20 protein-coding genes are annotated in these 24699 nt (G+C 68.2%); 8 read left to right on the forward strand and 12 right to left on the reverse strand.

Annotation, left to right across the window (positions count from 1 at the left end):
• Window positions 1-142: 142 nt before the first annotated feature.
• Window positions 143-1066, forward strand: a complete 924-nt coding sequence (locus ACTJLD_RS27920) for an alpha/beta fold hydrolase (protein ID WP_124814848.1) — start codon at window positions 143-145, stop codon at window positions 1064-1066.
• 86 nt (window positions 1067-1152) lie between these two features.
• Here the strand turns inward: ACTJLD_RS27920 and ggt are convergent, their stop codons facing one another.
• Window positions 1153-2874 (reverse strand): gamma-glutamyltransferase, encoded by a 1722-nt coding sequence (ggt, locus tag ACTJLD_RS27925; RefSeq protein WP_027791378.1) that lies wholly within the window; start codon window positions 2872-2874, stop codon window positions 1153-1155.
• 421 nt (window positions 2875-3295) lie between these two features.
• Here ggt and ACTJLD_RS27930 point away from each other — a divergent pair, with 421 nt between their 5' ends.
• From ACTJLD_RS27930 to ACTJLD_RS27940, 3 genes are all read left to right on the forward strand, one after another.
• Window positions 3296-3820 carry a metal-dependent hydrolase gene (locus ACTJLD_RS27930; RefSeq protein WP_027791377.1) on the forward strand — a complete coding sequence of 175 codons (525 nt, stop codon included), beginning with the start codon at window positions 3296-3298 and terminating at the stop codon, window positions 3818-3820.
• A gap of 221 nt (window positions 3821-4041) precedes the next feature.
• The gene (locus ACTJLD_RS27935) at window positions 4042-8571 is read left to right on the forward strand and encodes a DEAD/DEAH box helicase (protein ID WP_440660066.1); all 4530 of its coding nucleotides are present in this window, start codon (window positions 4042-4044) and stop codon (window positions 8569-8571) included.
• Between the two features lie 135 nt (window positions 8572-8706).
• Window positions 8707-9981, forward strand: a complete 1275-nt coding sequence (locus tag ACTJLD_RS27940) for an APC family permease (protein WP_059696385.1) — start codon at window positions 8707-8709, stop codon at window positions 9979-9981.
• A 159-nt stretch (window positions 9982-10140) separates the two neighbouring features.
• Here ACTJLD_RS27940 and ACTJLD_RS27945 read toward each other — a convergent pair whose 3' ends face one another.
• The 4 genes from ACTJLD_RS27945 to ACTJLD_RS27960 form a co-directional block, all read right to left on the reverse strand.
• Window positions 10141-10437, reverse strand: a complete 297-nt coding sequence (locus tag ACTJLD_RS27945; protein WP_027791374.1) for an XRE family transcriptional regulator — start codon at window positions 10435-10437, stop codon at window positions 10141-10143.
• Between the two features lie 73 nt (window positions 10438-10510).
• On the reverse strand, window positions 10511-10870 hold the full coding sequence (locus tag ACTJLD_RS27950; protein ID WP_059696549.1) for a type II toxin-antitoxin system RelE/ParE family toxin: 360 nt from the start codon (window positions 10868-10870) through the stop codon (window positions 10511-10513).
• 128 nt (window positions 10871-10998) lie between these two features.
• Window positions 10999-11985: a pca operon transcription factor PcaQ gene (pcaQ, locus tag ACTJLD_RS27955; RefSeq protein ID WP_226253197.1), complete on the reverse strand. Its 987-nt coding sequence runs from the start codon at window positions 11983-11985 to the stop codon at window positions 10999-11001.
• A 77-nt stretch (window positions 11986-12062) separates the two neighbouring features.
• Window positions 12063-12800 carry a helix-turn-helix domain-containing protein gene (locus tag ACTJLD_RS27960; protein ID WP_027791371.1) on the reverse strand — a complete coding sequence of 246 codons (738 nt, stop codon included), beginning with the start codon at window positions 12798-12800 and terminating at the stop codon, window positions 12063-12065.
• Between the two features lie 120 nt (window positions 12801-12920).
• Between ACTJLD_RS27960 and ACTJLD_RS27965 the strand changes: the two genes are divergently transcribed.
• The 3 genes from ACTJLD_RS27965 to pcaG all read left to right on the forward strand — a co-directional run bounded on the left by ACTJLD_RS27965 (window position 12921) and on the right by pcaG (window position 15066).
• Window positions 12921-13487 (forward strand): YiiX/YebB-like N1pC/P60 family cysteine hydrolase, encoded by a 567-nt coding sequence (locus ACTJLD_RS27965; RefSeq protein ID WP_440660070.1) that lies wholly within the window; start codon window positions 12921-12923, stop codon window positions 13485-13487.
• A gap of 274 nt (window positions 13488-13761) precedes the next feature.
• Window positions 13762-14469, forward strand: coding sequence for a protocatechuate 3,4-dioxygenase subunit beta (gene pcaH / locus ACTJLD_RS27970; protein ID WP_059683235.1), 708 nt, complete (start codon window positions 13762-13764; stop codon window positions 14467-14469).
• 3 nt (window positions 14470-14472) lie between these two features.
• Window positions 14473-15066, forward strand: a complete 594-nt coding sequence (pcaG, locus tag ACTJLD_RS27975) for a protocatechuate 3,4-dioxygenase subunit alpha (protein ID WP_060194675.1) — start codon at window positions 14473-14475, stop codon at window positions 15064-15066.
• Between the two features lie 466 nt (window positions 15067-15532).
• Here the strand turns inward: pcaG and ACTJLD_RS27980 are convergent, their stop codons facing one another.
• Complete coding sequence (locus ACTJLD_RS27980; protein WP_027791368.1) at window positions 15533-16312, reverse strand: AraC family transcriptional regulator; 780 nt, start codon at window positions 16310-16312, stop codon at window positions 15533-15535.
• Between the two features lie 143 nt (window positions 16313-16455).
• On the opposite strand from ACTJLD_RS27980, the gene ACTJLD_RS27985 reads away from it, so the two are divergent.
• Window positions 16456-17235, forward strand: coding sequence for an alpha/beta fold hydrolase (locus ACTJLD_RS27985; RefSeq protein ID WP_440660071.1), 780 nt, complete (start codon window positions 16456-16458; stop codon window positions 17233-17235).
• Window positions 17236-17270: 35 nt separating this feature from the next.
• Here ACTJLD_RS27985 and ACTJLD_RS27990 read toward each other — a convergent pair whose 3' ends face one another.
• From ACTJLD_RS27990 to ACTJLD_RS28015, 6 genes are all read right to left on the reverse strand, one after another.
• A complete protein-coding gene (locus ACTJLD_RS27990; RefSeq protein WP_226180773.1) occupies window positions 17271-18098 on the reverse strand; it encodes a M55 family metallopeptidase in 828 nt (275 codons plus the stop codon).
• The gene (locus ACTJLD_RS27995) at window positions 18095-19177 is read right to left on the reverse strand and encodes a DmpA family aminopeptidase (protein WP_440660072.1); all 1083 of its coding nucleotides are present in this window, start codon (window positions 19175-19177) and stop codon (window positions 18095-18097) included. The genes ACTJLD_RS27990 and ACTJLD_RS27995 overlap by 4 nt, the downstream gene beginning before the upstream one ends.
• The gene (gene gsiD / locus ACTJLD_RS28000; protein WP_021156639.1) at window positions 19177-20070 is read right to left on the reverse strand and encodes a glutathione ABC transporter permease GsiD; all 894 of its coding nucleotides are present in this window, start codon (window positions 20068-20070) and stop codon (window positions 19177-19179) included. The genes ACTJLD_RS27995 and gsiD overlap by 1 nt, the downstream gene beginning before the upstream one ends.
• Window positions 20071-20077: 7 nt before the next feature.
• Window positions 20078-20998 (reverse strand): glutathione ABC transporter permease GsiC, encoded by a 921-nt coding sequence (gene gsiC, locus ACTJLD_RS28005; RefSeq protein WP_042972832.1) that lies wholly within the window; start codon window positions 20996-20998, stop codon window positions 20078-20080.
• A gap of 79 nt (window positions 20999-21077) precedes the next feature.
• On the reverse strand, window positions 21078-22640 hold the full coding sequence (gsiB, locus tag ACTJLD_RS28010; protein ID WP_027791363.1) for a glutathione ABC transporter substrate-binding protein GsiB: 1563 nt from the start codon (window positions 22638-22640) through the stop codon (window positions 21078-21080).
• Window positions 22641-22767: 127 nt separating this feature from the next.
• Window positions 22768-24681, reverse strand: a complete 1914-nt coding sequence (locus ACTJLD_RS28015; protein WP_175757416.1) for a dipeptide ABC transporter ATP-binding protein — start codon at window positions 24679-24681, stop codon at window positions 22768-22770.
• Window positions 24682-24699 lie beyond the last annotated feature (18 nt).

The raw sequence follows: 24699 nt of genomic DNA on the forward strand, positions 1-24699 counted from the left end.
GGCACATCATCCCGCACCAACGTGCCGAGCATCCGTCGATTGCCGCGGCCCTCTTTTTGGTTGCAACTTGAAACCCGATATCCTACGCTTCGATTCGGTTTCAACTTGAAACCAAACTATCCGACTACCGAAGGAGCGTTCGATGATCCGGTCCGATGCCACGTTCGACGGCACCTTTCCTTTCACCCCGCATTTCGACGACGCATCCGGCTTCCGGATGCACTACGTGGACGAAGGTCCGCACGACGGCGAAACCGTTCTGTGCCTGCATGGCGAACCTACGTGGGGTTACCTGTTCCGCCATCTGGTTGCGGCGCTGCGTCCGACGCACCGCATCGTCGTGCCCGATCACATGGGATTCGGCAAAAGCGCGACGCCGCAGGATCGCAGCTACTGGTTGCAGGACCATATCGACAACCTCGAGCGCTTCGTGCTCGCGCGCGGCCTCGAGCGCATCACGCTCGTGATGCACGATTTCGGCGGCCCGGTCGGCATGGGGCTCGCCGCGCGTCATCCGGACCGGATCCGGCGCATCGTGTCGGCGAACGGGCCGACGCCGTTCGGCCAGCCCGATCTCGTCGAGCGCCTGAATGCGAACGGTCGCGATGCGCCGTGGTTCCAGTGGATCATGCGCGCGGCGGCCGACGACACGCTCGAAACCGTGCTCGGTCAGCTCGGCTTCAACATCCTGAGCACGCTGAAACTGAACGGTTTCGAGAACCACGCAGTCATCACCGACACATGGATCGCCGCATACGGTGCGCCGTTCGCGCAACCGGCCGACTGTCTCGGCGCGATCGGATGGGCCCGCGGGTTTGCCGCGGGCGCGCACCGGTTCGAAGTGCCCGATGCGGCGGCATTGCGCGCGATACGCGAGAAACCCGCGCTCGCGATCTGGGGAGACGCCGACCGGACACTCGGCGCCGAACATTTCCTGCCGCTCTTCACTGCGCTGTTTCCGTCCGCGCCCGTCGAGCGGCTGGTGGGTGTCGGGCATTACTGTTTCGAGGATGCGCCCGACGCCATCGCGGCGCGGATCGCCGGATTCATCCGGACGACCGGCTGAGTGCGTTCCGCAGCGGGCATCCGGCGCCCAGCCGCGGAACACGGCGTGCGCGGCCGCCTTCGCAACCGCGCACGCATCGCTTCACATCAGCGAATGACCCGCGTCACACCACGCCCGCGCGGGTCGGCCATCGCCTCCGGCGTCTTGCCGTCGATCTTGATCACCTGGATGTCGCCGCTGAAATCCTGCCCCTTCAGCGTGTAGCCGCGCGCCTCGATCTGCTTCGCGAGTTCGCCTTCGATCGGGTGGTACGGCTCCCAGAAGATCGTGTTCGGCGGCAGCAGCTGGTGATGGAAGCGCATCGCGCCGACGGCCTCCTTCAACGGCATCTTGAAGTCGTAGATGTTGTTGATCACCTGGAAGATCGACGTGAAGATGCGCGAGCCGCCCGGCGTGCCGATCACGAGCGACACCTTGCCGTCCTTCGTCATGATCGTCGGCGACATCGACGACAGCGGGCGCTTCTTCGGTTCGATCGCGTTCGCGTCGCTGCCGACCACGCCGAACATGTTCGCCACGCCCGGCTTCGCGGAGAAGTCGTCCATCTCGTCGTTCAGCACGATGCCCGTGCCGTCGGCGATCACGCCCGAACCGAAATAGCCGTTGACCGTGTAGGTGTTCGACACCGCGTTGCCCCACTTGTCGACCACCGAGAAGTGCGTCGTTTCAGCCTTCTCCGGCATCGTCGTGCCGAGGCCCGGCTGCACGCTCTTCGTATCCGACGGCTCCTTCGGGTTGACTTCGGCCGCCCGCTTCGCGATATAGGCGTCGTCGGTCAGCTGCGCGATCGGCACCTTGTAGAAATCGGGATCGCCGAGATACTGCGCACGATCGGCGAACACGCGCTTCTCGATTTCCGCGACGAGGTGGATGTACTGCGGCGAATTGAGCTTCACGCCCTCGAAGTCCTGCTTGAGGTCGGCCTTCATCTTCAGCAACTGCACGAGGCCGATGCCGCCCGAGCTCGGCGGCGGCGCGGTGATCACGTCATAGCCGTTCCACTTCGCCTGCACCGGCTGGCGCCACACCGCGCGGTACTGCGCGAGATCCTCGGTGGTGATCAGCCCGTTGCCGTCGCCGGTCTTCATCGACGCGGCGATCAGCTCGGCCGTCTTGCCCTTGTAGAAACCTTCCGCGCCGTCGTTCGCGATGCGCGTGAGCACGTCGGCGAGATCGGGCTGCTTGAAGTTCACGCCCGCCTTCAGCCCGGAGAAATACTTGTCGAAGTTGGTCTTGCCGCCGAACTCCTTTGACGCGTCGACGCCGCGCTGCGCGAGCTGCTCGTCGACGACGAAGCCATCGCGCGCATAGTGGATCGCCGGCGCGAGCACCTGCTTCCACTTCAGCTTGCCGAAGCGCTTCTGCGCTTCCCACATGCCCGCGACCGTGCCCGGGACGCCGACCGCGCGCGGGCCGTACAGGCTCATGCCCTTGACGACGTTGCCGTCCTTGTCGAGATACATGTCCTTCGTCGCGGCGAGTGGCGCACGCTCGCGGTAGTCGATGAAGTACGGCTTGCCGTCCTTGTAGATCGTCATGAAGCCGCCGCCGCCGATGTTGCCAGCTTCCGGATACGTGACGGCGAGCGTGAAGGCGATCGCGACGGCCGCGTCGATCGCGTTGCCGCCTTCCTTGAAGATCCGCTCCGCGGCATCCGCGCTGTACTTGTCGGCCACCGCAACCGCCGAGCTCGTCAGGACGGCCGGCTGCGGCCCCTTCGCATAGACGGGTGCGTTCGGCAGGAAACCGATGCCGGCCACCGTCGCGAGCACGACCGCGGATGATTTGAAGCGATTCAGCGTAGTCATTGCATGTCCCCCATGTGGATCTCCTTCAGGCAGGAAAAGCACCTGTCCCGCGCATGGCCGCCGGCGCACCGACGGCCATATCCGGTTTCGTAGTATAGGGGGACAAAAAGGGTCGAACACGTGACATACGATGAAAGCGCATTCGCTGTGTGCGCCTGGTCATGCCGCCGCTTCTCGACACGGATGCGGACAGGTCGAATTTGCACCGGGCGCGCGGCCGCAGCTCACACCGGTTCACGTCATCACGCAGCGCACAAAAACCGAAAGTTGCGAACTGCGCGACAGGCCACGTGACGCGTGAAAAAAAATCTGCAAACGTCCGTCCCGCTGCACGATCCGATCTGCGAAGATAGCGCCCCGCTTTCGCACCGCATCACTGGTTCGTTCACGCGCCGCCTCACGTTTCTTCGTCTCGCTTCCTATGGCATCACACAACGCGCATCATGCGTCCGGCTTCGCGGCCGGCGTCGCCGCCGCCGCCCTCGTCGCACAAACCGGCGCCACGGGCCCGTGGCATTCGGGCATGTTCGCCGCATTCGCGGCGGGCGTCGCGGGCGGTACCGCGCCCGACTGGCTCGAAGTCGCATGGTGGCGCCGCAAGCGCCGCCTGTGGGTCACGCATCGAACCATCACGCACTGGGGCATCGGCTGGATCGCCCTGCTCGCGCTCGGCTGGCACGGGCTCATCCATCATCCGCATCCGCTGTGGGCCGCGCCGCTGTTCGGCTTCGCATGCGGCGGCGTGATGCACCTGCTCGCCGACTGGCCGAACCCGCTCGGCGTACCGTGGATCTGGCGGCGTCATTCACTCAACCTGTGGAACAGCGGGCGTTGCGACCTGATCGTCGTGGGCGCCGCATGGGGCGGCACGCTGTGGCTCGCGCAGTCGTTGTGCTCGCGTACGCCGCTGCTCGAACACTGGCTCGGCTGGCTGCATCGCGTCTAGTTGCAATTCGGCGCAATTTGACGCGATTCGGCGTGCTATCGGCACGCCGGCGCGCATGCAACTTTCCGTCCGTTGAAAGTACGGTGCAGGCCCCCATTTGAGTCCCGTTCGCCGACACGCGCACCCGGCACGCACGCGCGACGTCTGGCACACTGGCGATTCGATTCGTGTGCGCCTTGCGCACGCTTTGCGCCCTGCTTGCACCCTATTTCAACGCTCCGATGGACGTCACCGCTACCCGCCCTGCCGCCCGTGCGCTCGACGTGTTCCACCCGGCCGTCGCCGCGTGGTTCCGGCGCACGTTCGCCGCGCCCACCGGCGCGCAGGCGCTCGCGTGGCCGCACATCAAGGCCGGCCGCTCGACGCTGGTCGCCGCGCCCACCGGCTCCGGCAAGACGCTCACCGCGTTCCTGTGCGCGCTCGACGATCTGGTGCGCGATGCGCTCGCGCATGACGGCACGCTGCCCGACGCGACGCTCGTCGTGTACGTGTCGCCGCTGAAGGCACTGTCCAACGACATCCACGTGAACCTCGATGCGCCGCTCGCCGGCATCGCCGATTCGCTCGCGCAACTCGGCCTGCCGGTGCCGGCGATCCGCACCGCCGTGCGCACCGGCGACACGACGCAGGCCGAGCGCGCGGCGCTGCGCAAGCGCGCGCCGCACATCCTCGTCACGACACCCGAGTCGCTGTACGTGCTGCTGTCGTCCACGTCGGGGCGGCAGATGCTGTCGAACGTGCGCTCGGTCATCGTCGACGAGATCCACGCGCTCGCATCGTCCAAGCGCGGCAGCCATCTCGCGTTGTCGCTCGAACGTCTCGACGCGCTGGCCGGCCGTGCGCTGCCGCGTATCGGGCTCTCCGCCACGCAAAAGCCGATCGATGCGGTCGCGCGCTTCCTCGTCGGCGGCCCGGCCGATGCGCCGCGCGATTGCACGATCGTCGACACGGGCCACACACGCGAGCGCGACCTCGCGCTCGAACTGCCGAACGTGCCGCTCGAACCCGTGATGGCCACCGACGTGTGGGAACAGGTGTACGACCGCATTGCCGGCCTCGCGGCCGCGCACCGCACGACGCTGGTGTTCGTCAACACGCGGCGCACCGCCGAGCGCATGGCGCGCCATCTCGCCGACCGGCTCGGCAAGGATGCGATCGCCGCGCATCACGGCAGTCTCTCGAAGGAGCACCGCTTCGACGCCGAACAGCGGCTGAAGCGCGGCGAACTGAAGCTGCTCGTCGCCACCGCATCGCTCGAACTCGGCATCGATATCGGCGACGTCGATCTGGTCTGCCAGGTCGGCTCGCCGCGCGGCATCGCACCGTTCCTGCAGCGCGTCGGCCGCTCCGGACACCATGTCGGCGGCGTGCCGAAGGGGCGCCTGTTCCCGCTGTCGCGCGACGAGCTCGTCGAATGCGCGGCCCTGCTCGATTGCGTGCAACGCGGCGAGCTCGACGCGCTGCGGATTCCCGAAGCGCCGCTCGACGTGCTCGCGCAGCAGATCGTCGCCGAAGTGGCGTGCACGGAATGGCAGGAAGACGCGCTGTATGCGAGCTTCACGCGCGCGGCGCCGTACGCGCGGCTGACACGCGAGCGCTTCGACGAAGTGATGAAGATGCTCGCCGAAGGCTTCACGAGCCGCCGCGGCGTGCGCGGCGCGTACCTGCATCGCGACGTGGTCGGCGGCACCGTGCGCGGGCGCCGCAACGCGATGATGACCGCGACCACGTCGGGCGGCACGATCCCCGACATGGCCGACTACGCGGTGCTGCTCGAACCGCAGGGCATTCAGGTCGGCACGGTCAACGAGGATTTCGCGATCGAGAGCCTCGCGGGCGACGTGTTCCAGCTCGGCAACCAGTCGTACCGGATCATTCGCGTGGAAACGGGCCGCGTGCGTGTCGAGGACGCGCAGGGCCAGTCGCCGAACATTCCGTTCTGGCTCGGCGAGGCGCCGGGGCGCAGCGACGAGCTGTCGGCGGCGGTCGGCCGGCTGCGCGCGCGGCTCGACGGACTGTTCGCGGACGGCGAACGGCTCGCACATGGCAAGAACCGTGAACGCATCGGTGAAGGGACTGGCGGAAAGCCCGTACCCCGGACCGACGCCAAAGCGGGTGCGAAGGCGAAATCGAAGGCCGGGATCGAAGCCGATACCGACGCCTCGACCGGCTCGCGGCATGACACCGTCGTCGCCGCCACCGCCGAAAGCCGCCTCGCGCCGGCGTTGCGCTGGCTCGTCGACGATCTCCGGCTGTCGCCCGACGCCGCCCGCCAGATCGTCGACTACCTCGCCCGCACCCGCGCCGCGCTCGGCGCGCTGCCGACGCAGGACACGCTCGTGATGGAACGCTTCTTCGACGAATCGGGCGGCACGCAGCTCGTGATCCATTCGCCGTTCGGCAGCCGCATCAACCGCGCATGGGGGCTCGCACTGCGCAAGCGCTTCTGCCGCAGCTTCAACTTCGAGTTGCAGGCGGCCGCGACCGACGACGCGATCATCCTGTCGCTGTCGCTCGCGCACAGCTTCGCGCTCGACGAAGTGTGGCGTTACCTGCGTTCGGCCAGCGCCGAACACGTCCTCGTCCAGGCACTCCTCGACGCGCCGATGTTCGGCGTGCGCTGGCGCTGGAACGCGACGACGGCGCTCGCGCTGCCGCGCTTCACCGGCGGCAAGCGCACCGCGCCGCAACTGCAGCGGATGAAGAGCGAGGATCTGCTCGCGACCGTGTTTCCCGATCAGGTCGCGTGCCTCGAGAACATCGTCGGCGAACGCGAGATACCGCATCACCCGCTCGTCGACCAGACGCTCGACGACTGCCTGCATGACGCAATGGACACCGACGGCTGGCTCGCGCTGCTGCGCCGGATCGAGAGCGGCGCGATCGAGCTGATCGCGCGCGACCTGCCCGCGCCGTCGCCGCTCGCGGCCGAGATCCTGAACGCGAAACCGTATGCGTTCCTCGACGACGCGCCGCTGGAAGAGCGCCGCACGCAGGCCGTACAGTCGCGCCGCTGGAGCGACCCTGAATCGGCCGACGATCTCGGCGCGCTCGACGCCGACGCGATCGATGCCGTGCGCGACGAAGCCTGGCCGCTCGTGCGCGACGCCGACGAAATGCACGACGCGCTGCTCACGCTCGCATGCATCGCCGACAGCGAAGCGCACGTGCACGAAGGCTGGCCCGACCGGCTCGCGGAACTTGCCGAACGCCGTCGCGCGACGAAACTCGTGACGCCCGGCGGCGGCGCCCTGTGGGTGCCGGTCGAACGACTCGTGTGCCTGCGTGCGTTGCATCCCGATGCCCGCATCGCGCCGGCGCTCAAGGTGCCGGCTGCCTGCGCGCAGCCGTGGGAAGCGGATACCGCGCTCGTCGACGTGATCCGCGCGCGGCTCACCGGTTTCGGCCCGCTTGGACTCGACGCGATCGCGACACCGCTCGGCCTGCCGCCTGCCTCGGTCGCGACGGCGCTCGCGGCGCTGGAGCGCGAAGGTTATGTGATGCGTGGCCGGTTCACACCGGGCACGACGACCGACGAATGGTGCGAACGCCATCTGCTTGCACGCATTCATCGCTACACGGTGAAACGGCTGCGCCGCGAAATCGAGCCGGTGGAGCGCGCCGACTTCATGCGCTTCCTGTTCCACTGGCAACACCTGACACCCGACACGCGCGGTACGGGCCGCGATGCACTCGCGGCCGTGGTCGAACAGCTCGAAGGCTTCGAGGCCGCGGCGAGCGCATGGGAAGACGCACTGCTGCCCGCGCGGCTCAGCGACTACACGGCGGGCGGGCTCGACGAGCTGTGCCGCTCCGGCAAGCTCGTGTGGACGCGCATCGGCGCGCCGGCCCGCGCAGCCGGCACGCCCGTGAAGACGACGCCGATCGTGCTGCTGCCGCGCCGCCACCTCTCTGCCTGGCAGGCGCTGCGCGATCCCGACGCGCAACCGGCGCTGTCCGCACGGGCCGCCCAGGTGCGCGACACCCTCGCCGCGCACGGCGCGATGTTCTTCGATGCGCTGCTCGACGACCTGCACATGCTGCCCGTCGAACTCGAACAGGCGCTCGGCGAACTCGTTTCGGCCGGCCTCGTGAATGCGGACAGCTACGCGGGCCTCCGCGCACTGCTGAAGCCTGCCGTCAAGCGCAGCGCGACCTATGCACCCCGCACGCGGCGCGGCGGTGCGCTGATCGGCGGAATGGACGACGCCGGCCGCTGGGCGCTCGTGCAACGCGCTTCGGCACCGGCTGACACGCCAACGCCGGCACCGAAGCGCGGTGCGCCCGCGACCGATCCCGACGCACTCGAACACATCGTCTGGACGCTGCTGCGCCGCTACGGCGTCGTGTTCTGGCGGTTGCTCGAACGCGAAGCCGACTGGCTGCCGAACTGGCGCGAGCTCGTGCGCGTGCTGCAACGCCTCGAAGCGCGCGGCGAGATTCGCGGCGGACGCTTCGTCGCCGGGCTCGCGGGCGAACAGTTCGCGCTGCCTGAAGCGATCCCGGTCCTGCGCGAACTGCGGCGGCAACCGGGCGACGGACAGTACGTTTGCGTGACGGGCGCCGATCCGCTGAATCTTGCCGGCACGCTGCTGCCCGGCGACAAGGTGCCGGCCCTCGCGGGAAATCGCGTGCTGTTCCGCGACGGCGTGCCCGTCGCCTCGCTGGTTTCCGGGGCGTTCCACTACGCCCCCGAACTGTCGCCCGCCGCGCGCGAGGAAGCGCGCCTGCGGCTCGCGCGCAGCCACTGACATCGGCTGACACGCGGCACCACACAGACTACTGATCGCGGGGCCGCGCGACCGCCTGCCTTCGGGTAGCATCGAACGACTTTCCGCGCGGGCGCCCGCGCTCCAGCACAACAAGATTTCCGGAGACTGCTGTCCATGCCCTCGCACGCCGACTCGCCCGCCGCACATCACGCGGGCTCGCTGACGATTTTCCAGGGCGCCGCGCTTTATATCGGCGCGGTGCTCGGCACCGGCGTGATCGCGCTGCCCGCGCTGGCCGCCGAGGTCGCGGGCCCGGCATCCCTGCTCGCGTGGGCCGCGCTGGTCGTGTTGTCCGGGCCGCTCGCGGCCACCTTCGCCGCACTCGGCGCGCGCTATCCCGATGCAGGCGGGGTCTCGACCTACGCCCGGCGCGCATTCGGGCCGAAAGCCGCGGCGGTCGTCGGATGGTGCTTCTACTTCGCGGTACCGGCCGGCGCGCCGGCTGCCGCGATGTTCGCCGGCGCATACGTCGCGGCCGTGACGGGCGGCGGGCACACGACCGTCATCGTTACCGCTGCCGCGCTGATCGCGACCGTGTCGGCCGCGAATGCTTTCGGTGTCACCGTTTCGGGCCGCATGCAGCTCGTGTTGTCGGCGTTGCTCGTCACGCTGCTGCTCGCGGCGGTGCTCGCCTCCGCGCCGCATGCGCGCACGGCGAACCTGCATCCGTTCGCCCCGCACGGCTGGCTCTCGGTCGGCCAGGCCGCCGCGCTGCTCGTGTGGAGTTTCGCCGGCTGGGAAGCGATCACGCACCTCGCGGCCGAGTTCCGACGGCCCGCACACGACATGCCGCGCTCGGCCGGGATCGCCGTCGTGGTGGTCGGATTCCTGTATCTGTCGGTCGCCGCCGCGAGCGTGACGGTGCTCGGGCCTTCCGCGGGCGCTTCGGGGGCACCGCTCGCCGAACTGATCGCTGGCGGCATCGGCGGTCATGCCCAGGTGCTCGCCGCCGCGGCCGCGCTGCTGCTCACGCTCGGCACGATGAACGCGTATTTCGCGGGCGCGGCCAAGCTCGGTGCGGCGCTCGGTCGCGACGGTGCATTACCCGCGTGGCTCGCGCAAGGCAGCCAGGTCGGCGGCGTCCCGCGCCGCAGCCTCGGCGTGATCGCCACGCTCGCAGCCGTTGCGCTGGCCGCGACGACGCTCTCGGACGTCGGGCCGAAACCGCTCGTGCTCGTGACGTCCGGATGTTTCGTGATGGTGTATGGGCTCGGTGCGGCCGCCGCGCTGAAGTTGCTGCCGCGCGGCGGCATCGCTTACCGCTGTGCGTGGGTTTCGCTGGTCGCGGTTGCCGGGTTGTTCCTGACGACCGGCTGGGCCATCCTGTGCCCGCTGCTGCTCGCGGGCGGTGCGCTGCTCTATCTGCGGGTGACCGGACCGCGCCAGTGACCCGGCATGTGCGCGCGGGCCGGCACTCGCCGGCTTGCGGCGACACGCCGGCGAATCATGGCCGACCCGCCGGCCGGAGGGCCGGCCACTGCGCCGTGCGCATCGTGCGCATCACACGTACGGTCGCGAACCCGGCCAGACGCCGCTGCTTCACGCTCGTCAGGCCGGCACCAGCTCGAAGCTGAGCCGTTTGCCGAGCGCGGCGGCCGCGCTCGCGAGCGTCGCGAGCGTGAGGCTCGTGTCGGTTTCGTCGAGCAGCCGGTTGAGCGCGGCGCGGCTGGTTTTCATCCGCGCGGCCATCGCGGTTTTCGTGATGTGCTGCGCCTTCATTTCCTGCCCGATCTGCCACGCGATCACGCGCTTGATCGCGGTGGCGGTGGCCGCTTCGAGATTGCCGTCCTCCTCGAGGAAGGTATCGAAATCGCTGCCGATATGCGGATGGTTCGTGGTCGTCATGAGGTACTCCAGTGCATGGCGTTGCCGGCTGCCTGCCCGTCGAAGACGGTGCGTTCCGGCGCAACCGGGAAATTCAGATGGCATGCGTCAACGCTTTGAGACGTGCGACGGTGACATCGAGATCGTCCGACGGCGTGGCCCGCGACTGCTTGAAGAAGCCGTGCAGCAGGACCATCGTGTCGCCGACGACCGTAAACAGCACACGGGCACTCCGCCCGGGCAGCGCCACGCGGATCTCCCACAGATCCGGTGCCATCTTCCGGACCAGCGGCATGCCGAGCGGCCAGCCGAGTTGAACGGTCTTGATCTCCTCGCCGATCACCCTTCGCTCCGCTTGCCCAAGCGACTTCAGCCATTCGCGCACCGGCTCGTTGCCACGAGCCGTCTGGAAGAACCGCACGCCGAGCGTGACCTGGATCTGCTGTCTCGTCATCGTCTTGACACTCATCGTACCAAAATCGATACGATAAGCCAAGCACCACCGGGACAGCTACTGGCCGGACGGCCAATTCGATAGCCGGGGACGGCTCGGTCCTCGCATGCCGCGCGATCCGCCCCGGGTTATTCGTCGCGACGAGCCCGCTTGCGCGTCGCGCGTGGCGACTGATGCGCTCGCGCATCGCCGAACCGCGACCGCGCGATGTCGCGCACGGCATCGATCAGCGTCCGCGCGACCGGCGACGGCTGCGCATCGGTGCGCAGGATGAGCCCGACCGGCTCGTCGGTGCCCGCGGACGGCAGCGGCAGGCGTGCCAGCGCCCCGGCCGACAGGTCGTATTCGGCCGCATAGAGCGGCACGAACCAGACCGCATCGTTCTCGAGCGTCAGCGCGCGCGCGACCGATACCGACAGCACCTCGATGAACGAATCCAGCGGCGGCGCGCCGCAGGCGCCGAGCAACTGCTCGGCCGACTGGCGGATCAGCGTGCCGAACGGCGGCAGCACGACCGGATGGCGTGCGAGCTCGGCCGCCGGTGCCGCGCTTGAAAGCAGCGGATGTCCGGCACGCACGACGGCGACGAGCGGCTCGTTGTACAGCTGCTCGAACGCGAGCCCGATCATCCGCTCCGGCTCCGACAGCCGCCCGATCGCGCACTCGATCGCGCCGGACTTCAGGCGCTCGAGCAGATCGGCATTCGCGGCCGTCGTGATCCGCACGACGACGCGCGGCCAGCGCGCGGCGAGCGCCTTCATCAACGCCGGAGCAAGCGATGCCGCGACCGTCGGCAGCATGCCGATTTCCAGCGTCGCCGCGGCGGCTCCGCCCTCACGCGCAAGCAGCCCGACACCCTGCCGCAGCGCCAGCACGCACGCGTTCGCATGCGGCATGAACAGCTGCGCCTCGCGGGTCGGCTGCGCGCCCTGCCGGCCGCGCTCGAACAGCTTCACGCCGAGGATCGCCTCCAGTTCGGCGATCGTCTTCGAGACGGCCGGCTGCGTGATCGACAGGCTTTCCGCCGCCTTCTGCACGCCGCCCAGCTGCGCGACCGCGAGAAAGCACTGCAGGTGCCGGAACTTGACACGGCCGTCGGCGATACGGTTATTCATAACGGGTGGTTATGCGATTGACGATGAAACGCCATTTTGCATAACTTTCCGGATCGCCCCAAGCGTTCGACGAGGCATCACGCGCGACGCCGCAGGGCCTGGAAACCGGCCGGCTCCCACATCCGCTTCGCGATCAGCAAGCTCGTCCCGTGCTTCTGCGCGAGCGGCGCGGACGACGATTCCGCATGCAGCGCGGCCGCCTTGCTGCGCAGCCGGCGCAACTCCAGCTCGAGCTCCGCGGCGGCAGCCTCCGTCAGCATCCCCTGCGAGAACGTCATCGTCTCGCCCTCCCCGTCGAAGCGGCTGTCGAGAAAATCGCCGAGCGCGTGCGCATGGAAATAGCGGCGGATCGGCCCGCCGGGCAGCCAGTCGAAATCGCGCGCGACGCGTACGCGAATCCGGTCGCCCGGCAGCAGCGCGACGACGTTCATCCGGTCGAGCATCAGCAGGTATTTCACGCACTCGGCCTGGGTCACCTGATAGGTCGACACGATGTCCTGCACGGTCCAGTAGTTGATCGCGCAGACGGCAACGAGCAGCAGCTTGTCGTCCGACACGAGCAGCGCCTCCTGCTGCTCGGTCAGCACGCGCAGCCTCGGCGCCGACGCGGAAGCCTCCTGCACGAGTTCGGCGAGCGTATAGCCGAGCAGCTGGGCGATCTCCACGACACGCTCCAGCGTGAAGCGGCCGCTGGCGAACAGCCGCTTCACGCTCGTCTCGGAGACGTCGAGCGCCCGCGCGACGTCGCGGTAGGTCATGCCCTGCGCCTTCAATTGGCGCTTCAGCATTTCGATGAGTTGGGCGGTTTCGGTCATTTTGGTATCGAAAAATGATGCTCAAGGTCAGATATTAGGCTACCTGCACACGCAAATGAACACTTTCGGATACTTGTCTGCATAATCCGCTCCGTGCTGTCACCGAACGACGGAGCCGAAATGACCACCCGAACCGAAACCGCCGCCTACGAATCGCGCCACACCGCCCCGCGCGATGCACGCGACACGGATCGCACGATGCCGCTCGCCACGATCCGCACGCTGGCCGCCAGCGCGCACGTCGGGGATCTCGTGTTCATCCGCGTGCCGGCGAGCGCGACGCGCGACGCAGCGGGCACGACGGGCACGTGGGCCAATCGCTTCGGCGTCGTCGTCGATACGTCGGGCGACGAGCCCGTGATCGCCGAATCCGGGTTTGCGTGGACGAAACTCACGCCGCTGTCGCGCTTCGTCGCCCGTACCGACGGCGGGCGCATCGCACTGGCACGCCGCGTCGCGGCACCGACCGCCGACGCGCAGCGCCGGGTGCATGCAACGGCGGAACAACGGATCGACGCGCTGCTCGGCAACCGCTTCAACCTGCGGACGCGGCGCGCGTTCTGCGCGGACTACGTGAGCGACGTGCTCGGCGCCGACCGGGACGCGACGCCTGCGGCACTGCTGCGCGGCGGCACGCTGTCACTCGAATTCGACGGGATCGTGTTCGATCCCGGCCGCCAGTCATGACGGGCGCGCTCAGGGAGGCCGGATAACAACAAGAACGAAAACACAAAAAGCAGCGACGGGCTGGCTGGAGGGCCGTGCACGGGGTCGTCACCGACGACGCGAAGCCCGATCGCTTTTTCCGCCGGACAGGCATCCTGTCCGGCGGAATTTTCATTGGCGCGTCGAACATAACGAACGGTTATGCGATTCGCGAAAAAAGGTCATTTTGCATAACTTTCCGGATTGGCTAAAGTCCTGCCATCCACTTCGCGAAATACCTATCAGGAGACGCCCGATGGATTCCCCCACGATCCTCACGCCGCGCGACTGGCCGTCGCATCCGGCCTATATCCACCCCGAGTACCGTTCGTCCGTGAAGCGCGGCCCGACCCGCCCGCTGATCCCGCTGAAGGAGAAACTGCGCGACCAGTACGCGCCCGTCTACGGCGCCGAGGATCTCGGCGCGCTCGACCACGACCTGACGAAGAACGCCGTGAAGAACGGCGAGCCGCTCGGTGAGCGCATGGTCGTCACGGGCCGCGTGCTCGACGAAGGTGGCAAGCCCGTGCGCAACACGCTCGTCGAGGTGTGGCAGGCGAACGCGGCCGGCCGCTACGTGCACAAGGTCGACCAGCACGATGCGCCGCTCGACCCGAACTTCCTCGGCGCGGGCCGCTGCCTGACCGACGACGAAGGCCGCTACCGCTTCCTGACGATCAAGCCCGGCGCGTATCCGTGGGGCAACCATCCGAACGCGTGGCGCCCGAATCACATCCATTTCTCGCTGTTCGGCGATTACTTCGGTTCGCGTCTCGTCACGCAGATGTACTTCCCCGGCGATCCGCTGCTCGCGTACGACCCGATCTTCCAGGGCACGCCTGAGGCCGCGCGCGACCGCCTGATCTCGCGCTTCTCGATGGACATCACCGAAGAAGGCTATGCGCTCGGCTACGAATTCGACATCGTGCTGCGCGGCCGCGACGCTACCCCGATGGAGCGCTGAACCATGACGACGCTGAAGCAAACCCCTTCGCAGACGGTCGGCCCGTACTTCGCGTACGGCCTGTGCCCGCAGCAATACGACTACGACCTGAAAAGCCTGTTCACGCCGACGATCGCCGCGGCACACGCCGAAGGCGAGCACGTGCTGCTGGTCGGCCAGGTGTTCGACGGCGACGGCAACGTCGTTGGCGACGCGGTGCTCGAATTCACGCAGGTGGACAGCGCGGGCCGCTACCCCGCGTCGCGCGACGACATCGCGAAATCCGGCTTCACGGGCTTCGCGCGGGTCGGCACCGGCACCGATGCACAGCAGCGCTTCGTCGTCGAGACGGTGAAGCCGGGCCGCATCACCGCCGGCGAGGCGCCGCACATCAACGTGACCGTGATGATGCGCGGGATCCTCACCCATGCGTTCACGCGCGTGTATTTCGACGACGAAGCCGCCGCGAACGCCGCCGACCCGGTGCTGAACGCGGTGCCCGCCGAGCGTCGCGCGACGCTCGTCGCGAAACGCGACGCGCAACCGGGCCGCCCGGTCGTCTACCGCTTCGACATCCGCATGCAGGGGCCCGACGAAACGGTGTTCTTCGACGTGTGACGCGCGAGCCGGCGCACGCCGGCTTCGCCCGCTACCGCAAACCGCAACGCCGCGTGGCGCGATACCGACAGGCATCGCGCCACGCGGCGTTTTTCGTGTTGCGGCGCCATCATTTGATGCTGCATCGCAGCACGCCAGGCCGCGGGTATCGATGCCCGGCGCCGGGGGCTGCCGCCCCCGCATCGAACGCTCGATTGAAACGCATGCTGCGACTGCACATGAATCATCGCCCCGGCAGGATATCGTTTGCGCGTTATGCGGCGTATCCTGCGTTATCCGCAACGTTCAAACGGAATTAAATCAGGATCGGCAACAATTACGCATGTCATGCGCGATATCGGCCCACCGGGCCGTGCGCGCATTTTTTCTGACCGAGTGCCTTTAAGCGCGTCTGACCGAAGTTGGCAGACGCGTATTTTTTTTCGGCGACCGGCACATCGGCGTAGTGCGCTCGGATGCCTTCCGGTCAGCGCCGAATCTCCAGATAGCGGCTCGGCGTATCGCCCAGAATGCGGCGAAACGCCGACGTGAACGCGCTGGCGCTCGCGTACCCGAGATCGAGCGCGACGCGCGTGACCGGCTGCCCGTCGCTCAGGCGGGCGATCGCCGCGAGCATGCACACCTGCTGGCGCCATGCGGCAAAACTCACGCCCGTCTGCGCGCGAAACTGCCGCGTGAACGTGCGCCGGCTCACGCCGGCATCGGCGGCCACCTGGTCGAGATCGGCCGCGATCGACGGCGACGCGAGCAGGTGCCGGCACACCTTCGCCAGCCTCGCGTCGGCCGGCAGCGGCGCATGCAGCGACAGGCGCGGCATCGTCGCGATTTCCGCGACCAGCAGCGCCATCAGCTTGCCCGCGCGCCCGTCGACGTCGTACAGAGCCGGCAGGTCGATCGCATCGTCGATCAGTTGCCGCAGCAGCGCCGATACGCCATAGACGCCGCACTGCTCGGGCAGGCCCGCCTCGAGCGCGGCGTCGCCGGACACGAACGTGTTGAGCATCGTGACCGGCCCGGTCATCGTCATTTCGTGCCGCACGCCGGCCGGCACCCAGCACGCGCGCTGCGGCGGCACCAGCCAGCGCCCGTGCGGCGTCGACACGCTGATCGTGCCGCGCGACGCGAACGCGAATTGCCCGCGCACGTGCGCGTGCTCCGGAAACGTCGTACCCGCCGCGTAGTCGTTCGCGGTCACGACCACGCTTCGCGGAATGTGTTCGTAGGGATCTAGCAGCGTATTTCTCACGGCCCGAATTCCATCATCAATGACCCGATATCGAAGGCGGGTCTCCTTCGCGCGATCTACGATCCGCTCCACCCCTTGCGCGACCTCGCGGCCGCAAGACCCGTCGGCCTGATCGGCCGGATTACCACTGCATCGGAGCGGACATGCCGAATACGTTTCATCGCGTGGGGAACGGCCCCCACCCTGTTCTTGTACTGCCCGGCTGGTTCGGCGACGCCCACGCGTTCGAACCCGTCGAAGCGTGGCTGTCGCGTGAGCGTTTCAGCTATGTGTTCATGGACTACCGAGGTTACGGCCGCATGCGCGACACAGCCGGCGACTACACGATCGACGAGATCGCCGCCGACGCGCTCGCGCTTGCCGACACACTCGAATTCCCGACCTTCAGCGTCGTCGGCCACTCGATGGGGGCGATGGCGGCCGAGAAAATCGCCGTCATCGCGCCCGACCGGGTGCGCGCGCTCGTGCCGGTCACGCCCGTGCCTTGCGGCGGCCTGCCGTTCGACGCGGAGAAACGCGCGCTATTCGAGCGGGCCGCCGACCACGTCGCCGATCGCCGGACCATCATCGATCGCAGCACCGGCGGCCGGCTGCCCGCCGCCTGGGTCGCGTGGAAAGCCGCGTATTCGGCAGCCCGTTCGTCGCCGCCGGCGTTCGGCGCGTACTTCCGCGCGTGGGCCGATACGGATTTCAGCCACGAGATCGCCGGCACCCATCCGGTGAAAGTGCTGATCGGCGAGCACGATCCGGCGTTCGACGCGGCGCTGATGGCCCGCACTTACCTGCGGCGCTACCCGCGCGCCACCGTCGACGTGTTGCGCAATGCGGGCCACTATCCGATGAACGAGACGCCGCTCGCGCTGGTCGCGGCCATGGAAACGTTCCTGCTTGCCGTGACAGCGAGCCCTGCAGCCGCCCATTGACCGGTCGCACGCCGGCGACATCGCCGCGGCACGCATCACCGCAGCATGAACGACATCGCAGACAGGCTGTTCAACGTGCGCACCACGTGCTCGACCGAAGGCCCGTCGAAGCGCAGCGTCACCGCATCGACGCGCTCCAGCGACGGCAGCACGCAGAACAGGTCGGCCAGCGCTGCCGTCTGCACACGCAACGTGCAGGCGGCCGGCGCGGGCCGACGGGTGCCGGCGCGCACGCCTGCCGACAGTGCCCGCGCGACCGTCTCGCGCGCGGCGGCTGCGATCCGCGCACACGATGCGGACGGCGTGAGCGTATCGCCGCTCGATGCGCCGCCGGCCGTCTTGACCGTCTCGAAATGCGCATCCGGAAACAGCGGCTGCGTTTCTTCCGCGAACACGTCGTCGCCGGTGGCCAGCGCGACGTGCGCGCCATATTCGCGGGCCAGCGCGCCGTACAGCCCGGCTTCGCCGAGCTCGACGCCGTTCAGCCACACCTGCGTGAACGCGAAACTGTTGATCGTGTGCGCGAGGATGCCGCGCGTCTGCGATTTCGCGTGATAGCCGATCATGAACACGAGGTCGGGCTGCTGTTCGAGGCCCGCCATCATCCCGAGCGTGCGCGGCTTGCCGAGCACGACACGCGCACGCGCATCGAGTCCGTCGGGCAGCAGGTTGCGGAAACCGCCGTGCGAATCGTTGACCCACACGGCCTGCGCGCCGCCCATGAACGCGCCTTCGATCGCCGCATTCGCCTCGGCGGTCATCCAGCGCCGCGCGCGTTCGTATTCCGGATTGCCGGCACGCGTCTGCTCGGTGGCGAACACGCCGGCGACGCCTTCGATGTCGGTCGAAATCAGGATCTTCATGACTGGGCAATACGTCCTTCGTGACTTTCGTTGAACAGGCGATCGAGATCGGGCACCGCGCCGCGCAGCGATTGCCGCACGTGGCCGTCGCGCCCGGCCACCGTCACGGCCTGCAGCAACGCATCGGCGATGGCGTGCTCGACGCTTTCGGCGGCAGCCATGAACAGCGGATCGAGCGCCGCGTCGGCGACGAGGGCCGGCAGCGCGAGGGTCGACGCATCGTGCGCGATCGTGTAGGCGGTGGAGAAGGCGAGCGCGATGTCGCCGCTGCCGTGCCCGTAGACCGAGCCCGTGCGGGCCAGCCCCGCGCCCGCACGGCGCGCGAGCCGCGACAGTTGCCGCGCGTCGAGCGGCGCATCGGTGGCCAGCAACAGGATGATCGAGCCCTGTTCGGGTGGCACCGCGTGCGCGGCCTCGGCCGCCCGCCGTTGCGCGACGATGCGCCCGAGCGGCACGCCGCCGAGCGTCAGCATCGGCAGCCGGCCGAAATTCGCGAGCACGAGCGCGCCGACCGTATAGGGCCGGCCGGCCGCGACCGCAACGCGCGACGCCGAACCGATCCCGCCCTTCAGGTCGAAGCACGACATCCCGCGCCCGGCCCCCACCGCGCCGCGCGCGACGTCACGCGACGCCGCGCGGCACGCGTCGTCGTAATGCGCGGCCGTGACCGCGAATGCCTGGATATCGTTCAGATAGCCGTCGTTGCACTCGAACACGAGCGGGTTGACGGTCGGCCAGTCGCGGCCGATCTGCGGATTCGCGGCGATCGCCGCGCGGATCTGCGCGTGCGCGAGCGCGCCGACGCCGAACGTATTGGTCAGCGCGATCGGCGTCTCGAGCGTGCCGAGCTCGTCGACCTGCACGAGCCCGACGCTCTTGCCGAAGCCGTTGATCACGGCGGCCCCCGCCGGCACCTTGCTGCGGTACACATCACCCGGATGCGGCTTCACGACGGTCACGCCCGTCTGCACGTTGCCGGCATCGAGCGTGCAATGGCCGACCGTCACGCCCGGCACGTCGGCGATCGTGCCGCGCGGCCCGGCCGGCAGCGTCGCCGCCCACATCGGTGCGATGCGCATCAGCGGCGCTCCAGCTTCGGATCGAGCGCGTCGCGCAGCCCGTCGCCGAGCAGGTTGAACGCGAGCACGGTCAGGAAGATCGCGAGGCTCGGGAAGATCGCGATGTGCGGCGCCGTCACCATGTCCGCGCGCGCCTCGTTGAGCATCGCGCCCCACTCCGGCGTCGGCGGCTGCGCACCGAGCCCGAGGAACGACAGGCTCGCGGCCGTGATGATCGACGTGCCGATCCGCATCGTGAAGTAGACGACGACCGACGACACGGTGCCCGGCAGGATGTGCCGCATGATGATCGTCCAGTCCGATGCGCCGATGCTGCGCGCGGCCTCGACATAGGTCATGTGCTTGAGCATCAGCGTGTTGCCGCGCACGAGCCGCGCGAACGCCGGGATGCTGAAGATCGCGACCGCGCAGATCACGTTGACCATCCCGTTGCCGAGGATCGCGACCACGCCGATCGCGAGCAGGATGCCCGGGAACGCGAACAGCACGTCGGCCACGCGCATCGTGATGCGGTCCCACCAGCCTTCGTAGTAGCCGGCGAGCAGCCCGAAGAACGTGCCGATCACCGCGCCGAGCGCGACGGAGAAGAAGCCGGCCGCGAGCGAGATGCGCGTGCCCGTGATGATCCGGCTGAAGATGTCGCGGCCGAGCGAATCGACGCCGAACCAGTGCACGGCCGACGGCCCCGCGTTCAGTGCGTCGTAGTCGAAATAGTTCTCCGGATCGAACGGCACGACGTGCGGGCCGACGAACGCCAGCACGACGAGCGCCAGCACGAAGCCGCCCGCGACGAGCGCGACGGTCTGCTTGCGGAACTTGCGCCAGAATTCGCGCCACGGCGTGCGGATCGCGGTGGGTGCGGCCGGCGCCGCGGTCTGGACAGTCGCGTTCATGCGCGCCTCACTTGAACCGGATGGTCGGGTTGATGACCGCGTACAGCACGTCGACGGTCAGGTTGATCAGGATGAATTCGAGCGAAAACAGCAACACGATCGCCTGGATCACGGGGTAGTCGCGCATCGTCACGGCATCGACGAGCAGGCGCCCGAGCCCCGGCCAGTTGAACACGACCTCGACGACGATCGAGCCGCCGAGCAGGAAGCCGAACTGCAGCCCCATCATCGTGACGACCGGGATCATCGCGTTGCGCAGGCAGTGCTTGAGCACCACCATCGGCTCGTGCACGCCCTTCGCGCGCGCTGTGCGCACGAAATCCTCGTTCAGCACCTCGACGAACGACGCACGCGTGAAGCGCGCCATCACGGCCGCGACCGCGGCGCCGAGCGTCAGCGACGGCAGCACGTAGCTTCGCCACGAACCGTCCGGCACGACGGGCAGCCAGCCGAGCTTCACCGAGAAAATCTCCATCAGCAGCATGCCGAGCGCGAACGCGGGAAACGAGATGCCCGACACCGCGAGCGTCATGCCGAGGCGGTCCGGCCAGCGGTTGCGCCACACGGCCGACGCGATGCCGATCGCCATGCCGAAGGCCGTCGCCCACGCCATGCTGACGAGCGTCAGCATCAGCGTCGGCATGAAGCGCTCGCCGATCTCGGTCGAAACCGGCCGCTTGCTGCGGGTCGACAGGCCGAAATCGCCGTGCGCGATCTTCACGAAGAAGTTCACGAACTGCGCGGGCAGCGGCTGGTCGAGGCCGAGATCGGTGCGCACCAGCGCGACCGTCGCGTCGTCGGCTTCGGGCCCGGCCGCGAGCCGCGCCGGGTCGCCCGGCAGCAGGTGGACGAACAGGAACACCAGCACCGCGACGATCGCGAGCGTGGGCAGCAGGCCGAACAGGCGTTTGACGAGAAAATTCAGCATGGGGCACCGATCGAATCAGCGTGCCGGCGGCTTGCGCCGCCGGCACCGCGTGGCGGACGAACCGCCGTCATCACCACTGTCATTTCAGCGAGATTTCGTCGAAGTTGAACGAGCCGTCCGGCATCACGTACGCACCCTGAAGCCGCTTGCTGCGCGCATACACGATCTTCTCCTGCACGAGGAAGATCCACGGCGCATCGGCCCAGATCTGCTTCTGCGCATCGGCGTAGAGCTCGGCCTTCTTCGTGCGGTCGACCGTCTCCAGTGCCTTCGAGAGATCGCCGTCGACCGTGTCGTTCTTGTAGTACGCGGTATTCAGGAGCTTCGGCGGCGCCGACGAGCCGGCGAGCAGCGGCGTGATCGCCCAGTTCGCCTCGCCGGTCGACGACGACCAGCCGATGTAGTACATCCGCACCGGCGCCTTCGCCGGATCCGGCGCGCTCTCGACCTTCGCGACGCGCTCGCCGGCTTCCAGCGCCTGCACCTGCACCTTCACGCCGACCTGCGCGAGCTGCTGCTGCACGAACTGGATCGCCTTCTGCGACGTCGAGTTGTTATAGGCGGACCACAGCGTCGTCTCGAAGCCGTTCGGGTAACCGGCCTCCTTCAGCAGCGCGCGCGCCTTCGCCGGGTCGTACGGCCACGGGCCCGGCTTCGTCGCGTAGTCGACGCCCTGCGGCACCACGCCGGTGGACGGCGTCGCGAAGCCGGCGAACGCGACCTTCGCGAGCGCTTCCTTGTTCACCGCATAGTTCAGCGCCTGGCGCACCTTCGGGTTGTCGAACGGCTTCTGCTGCAGGTTCAGCGACACGTAGCGCTGCACGATCGACGGCCGCTCCACGACGTCGACCTTCGGGTTGCCCTTCAGGTCGGCAGCCTGCTCGAACGGAATGCGGAACGCGAAATCGGCCTCGCCCGTCTTGATCAGCGCCGCGCGCGTGTTGTTGTCGACCACCGGCTTCCAGTCGATCGCGTCGATCTTCGGGTAGCCCTTCTTCCAGTAGCCGGCGAACTTCTTCACCTTCAGGTCGTCGGTCTGCTTCCATTCGACGAACTCGAACGGCCCGGTGCCGACCGGATGCAGCGCGATGTCGCGGCCCCACTTCTTCAGCGCGGCCGGCGAGATCATCACGGCCGACGGGTGCGCGAGCGTGTTGATCAGCGCGGAGAACGGCTCGCGCAGCGTGATCTTCACCGTGTACGGATCGACCACTTCGGTCTTCTCGATCACGCGGAACATGTTGTAGCGCTTCAGGTGGTTCGCGGGATCGGTCACGCGGTCGAAGTTCGCCTTCACGGCCGCTGCGTTGAAATCGGTGCCGTCGTGGAACTTCACGCCCTGGCGCAGCTTGATCGTGTAGGTCTTCGCATCCGGGCTCGCGTCGTAGCCGGTTGCCAGCACGTTGACGAGCTTCATGTCCTTGTCGAAGCCGAACAGCCCCTGGTAGAACGACTTGACGACGGCCTGCGACACCGTGTCGTTCGCGTCGTACGGGTCCATCGTCGTGAACGTCGAATCCACCGCCATCACCGCGGTCTGCTGCGCGAACGCGGGCACCGCGGCCGACAGCGCGAGCGCGCCGGCACCCGCTGCGAGCAGTGCGCGTGGACGGAACATCGGGAACGAATACGGCTTGTTCATCTTGCTGGGCTCCTGTGGGTGATTCGATAACGCGTGGTGAGAGTCGCGGCGGGACGGCGCCCGCTCGGGGAAAATGCGTCGTTGCCTCGCTCGTGCGCAGCTGCGGTCCATGGCAACCTGCGCGCGTTCAGTACGCGCCGCCGACGCGGTGCGTCGCGACGTAGTGATCCGGGCCGACCGCGACGAGCGGCGCGACAACCGGCTCGTCGCCGGCCGCGCGGATCGGGCTCGGGATTTCGTCCGCCGCGAGCTGGCGCGGGGCGTGCCGGCGCGCGGGGTCGGCCACCGGCACCGCGCTCATCAGCTTCTTCGTATACGGATGCTGCGGCGCCTCGAACACCGCGCGGCGCGGGCCGATCTCGACGATCTGGCCGAGATACATCACCGCGACACGATGGCTGATGCGCTCCACGACGGCCATGTCGTGCGAGATGAACAGGTACGCGACGCCGAGTTCGCGCTGCAGGTCGAGCATCAGGTTGACGATCTGCGCCTGCACCGACACGTCGAGCGCCGACACCGATTCGTCGGCGATCACGACCTTCGGGTTCAGCGCGAGCGCACGCGCGATCGCGATCCGCTGGCGCTGGCCGCCCGAGAATTCATGCGGATAACGACGCGCGGCCTCGGGCGGCAGGCCGACCTTGTCGAGCAGCCAGTCGACCCGCGCCTGCGCTTCGCGGCCGCTCGCGACACCGTGCACGAGCAGCGGCTCCATGATCGAGAAACCCACGGTCAGGCGCGGGTTCAGCGATGCGAACGGGTCCTGGAAGATGAACTGGATGTTCCGGCGCAGCGCCTGCAGGTCGGGGCCTTTCAGCGCGCTGATGTCGCGGCCGTCGAACTCGATCGAGCCGCTCTGCGATTCGACGAGGCGCAGCAGCGAGCGGCCGGTGGTCGACTTGCCGCAGCCCGATTCGCCGACCAGCGCGAGCGTCTCGCCCGCGCGCAACTCGAAGCTCACACGCTCGACCGCATGCACGTATTGCGACACGCGGCCGAACACGCCGCTCTTCACCGGGAAGCGCGTCACGAGATCGCGCACGCGCAGGATCGGCGACGCGGATTGATCGAAGCCCCGCTGTGCATCGTTCTTCGCCGCCGGAGCGGGCGCCGGAGATGCCGCCGGTGCTGCCGTGTTTGCACCCTCCACCTTCAGCAGCGGGAATTTCTCGGGCACGTCGGTGCCCTGCATCGAGCCGAGCTTCGGCACGGCCGCGAGCAACGCACGCGTATAGCGATGCGCGGGCGCCGCGAAGATGCGATCCGATTCGCCCTCCTCGACCTTCTCGCCGCGATACATCACGAGCACGCGGTCGGCCACTTCGGCCACCACGCCCATGTCGTGCGTGATGAAGATCACGCCCATGTTCATTTCGTCCTGCAGCCCGCGCACCAGTTGCAGGATCTGCGCCTGGATCGTCACGTCGAGCGCGGTCGTCGGCTCGTCGGCGATCAGCAGCGCGGGCCGGCACGACAGCGCCATCGCGATCATCACGCGCTGCCGCATCCCGCCCGACAACTGATGCGGATAGCGCGCGAACACGCGGCGCGCCTCCGGAATGCGCACGAGTTCGAGCAGCCGCAGCGTCTCCGCGCGCGCTTCCGATGCACTCTTCGACTGATGCAGCGCGATCGCCTCGCTGATCTGGTCGCCGACCGTAAACACCGGGTTCAGCGACGTCATCGGCTCCTGGAAGATCATCGCGATGTCCGCGCCGCGAATGCCGCGCATCGTCGCACCGCTTGCCTGCGCAAGATCGACGAGCGCGCCGCCGCGCCGGCGGAACGCGATCCGGCCGTTCGTGATCGCGCCGCCGCCGTGCTCGACGAGCCGCATCAGCGCGAGCGACGTGACCGACTTGCCCGAGCCCGATTCGCCGACGATCGCGAGCGTCTCGCCGCGATCGACGTGAAACGACACGTTGCGCACCGCGTCGAACGTCGCGCCTTCGCGGCGGAACGTGACCGACAGGTCGTCGACGGCCACCACGCGCTGCTCGGGCAGCACCAGGCCAGACGGGTTACGGCTCGAAGTCATCGTGGATTTCCTCTTCGT

Source organism: Burkholderia sp. 22088, from assembly GCF_052045915.1.
In the GTDB taxonomy this organism is placed as follows: Bacteria; Pseudomonadota; Gammaproteobacteria; order Burkholderiales; family Burkholderiaceae; genus Burkholderia; species Burkholderia cepacia.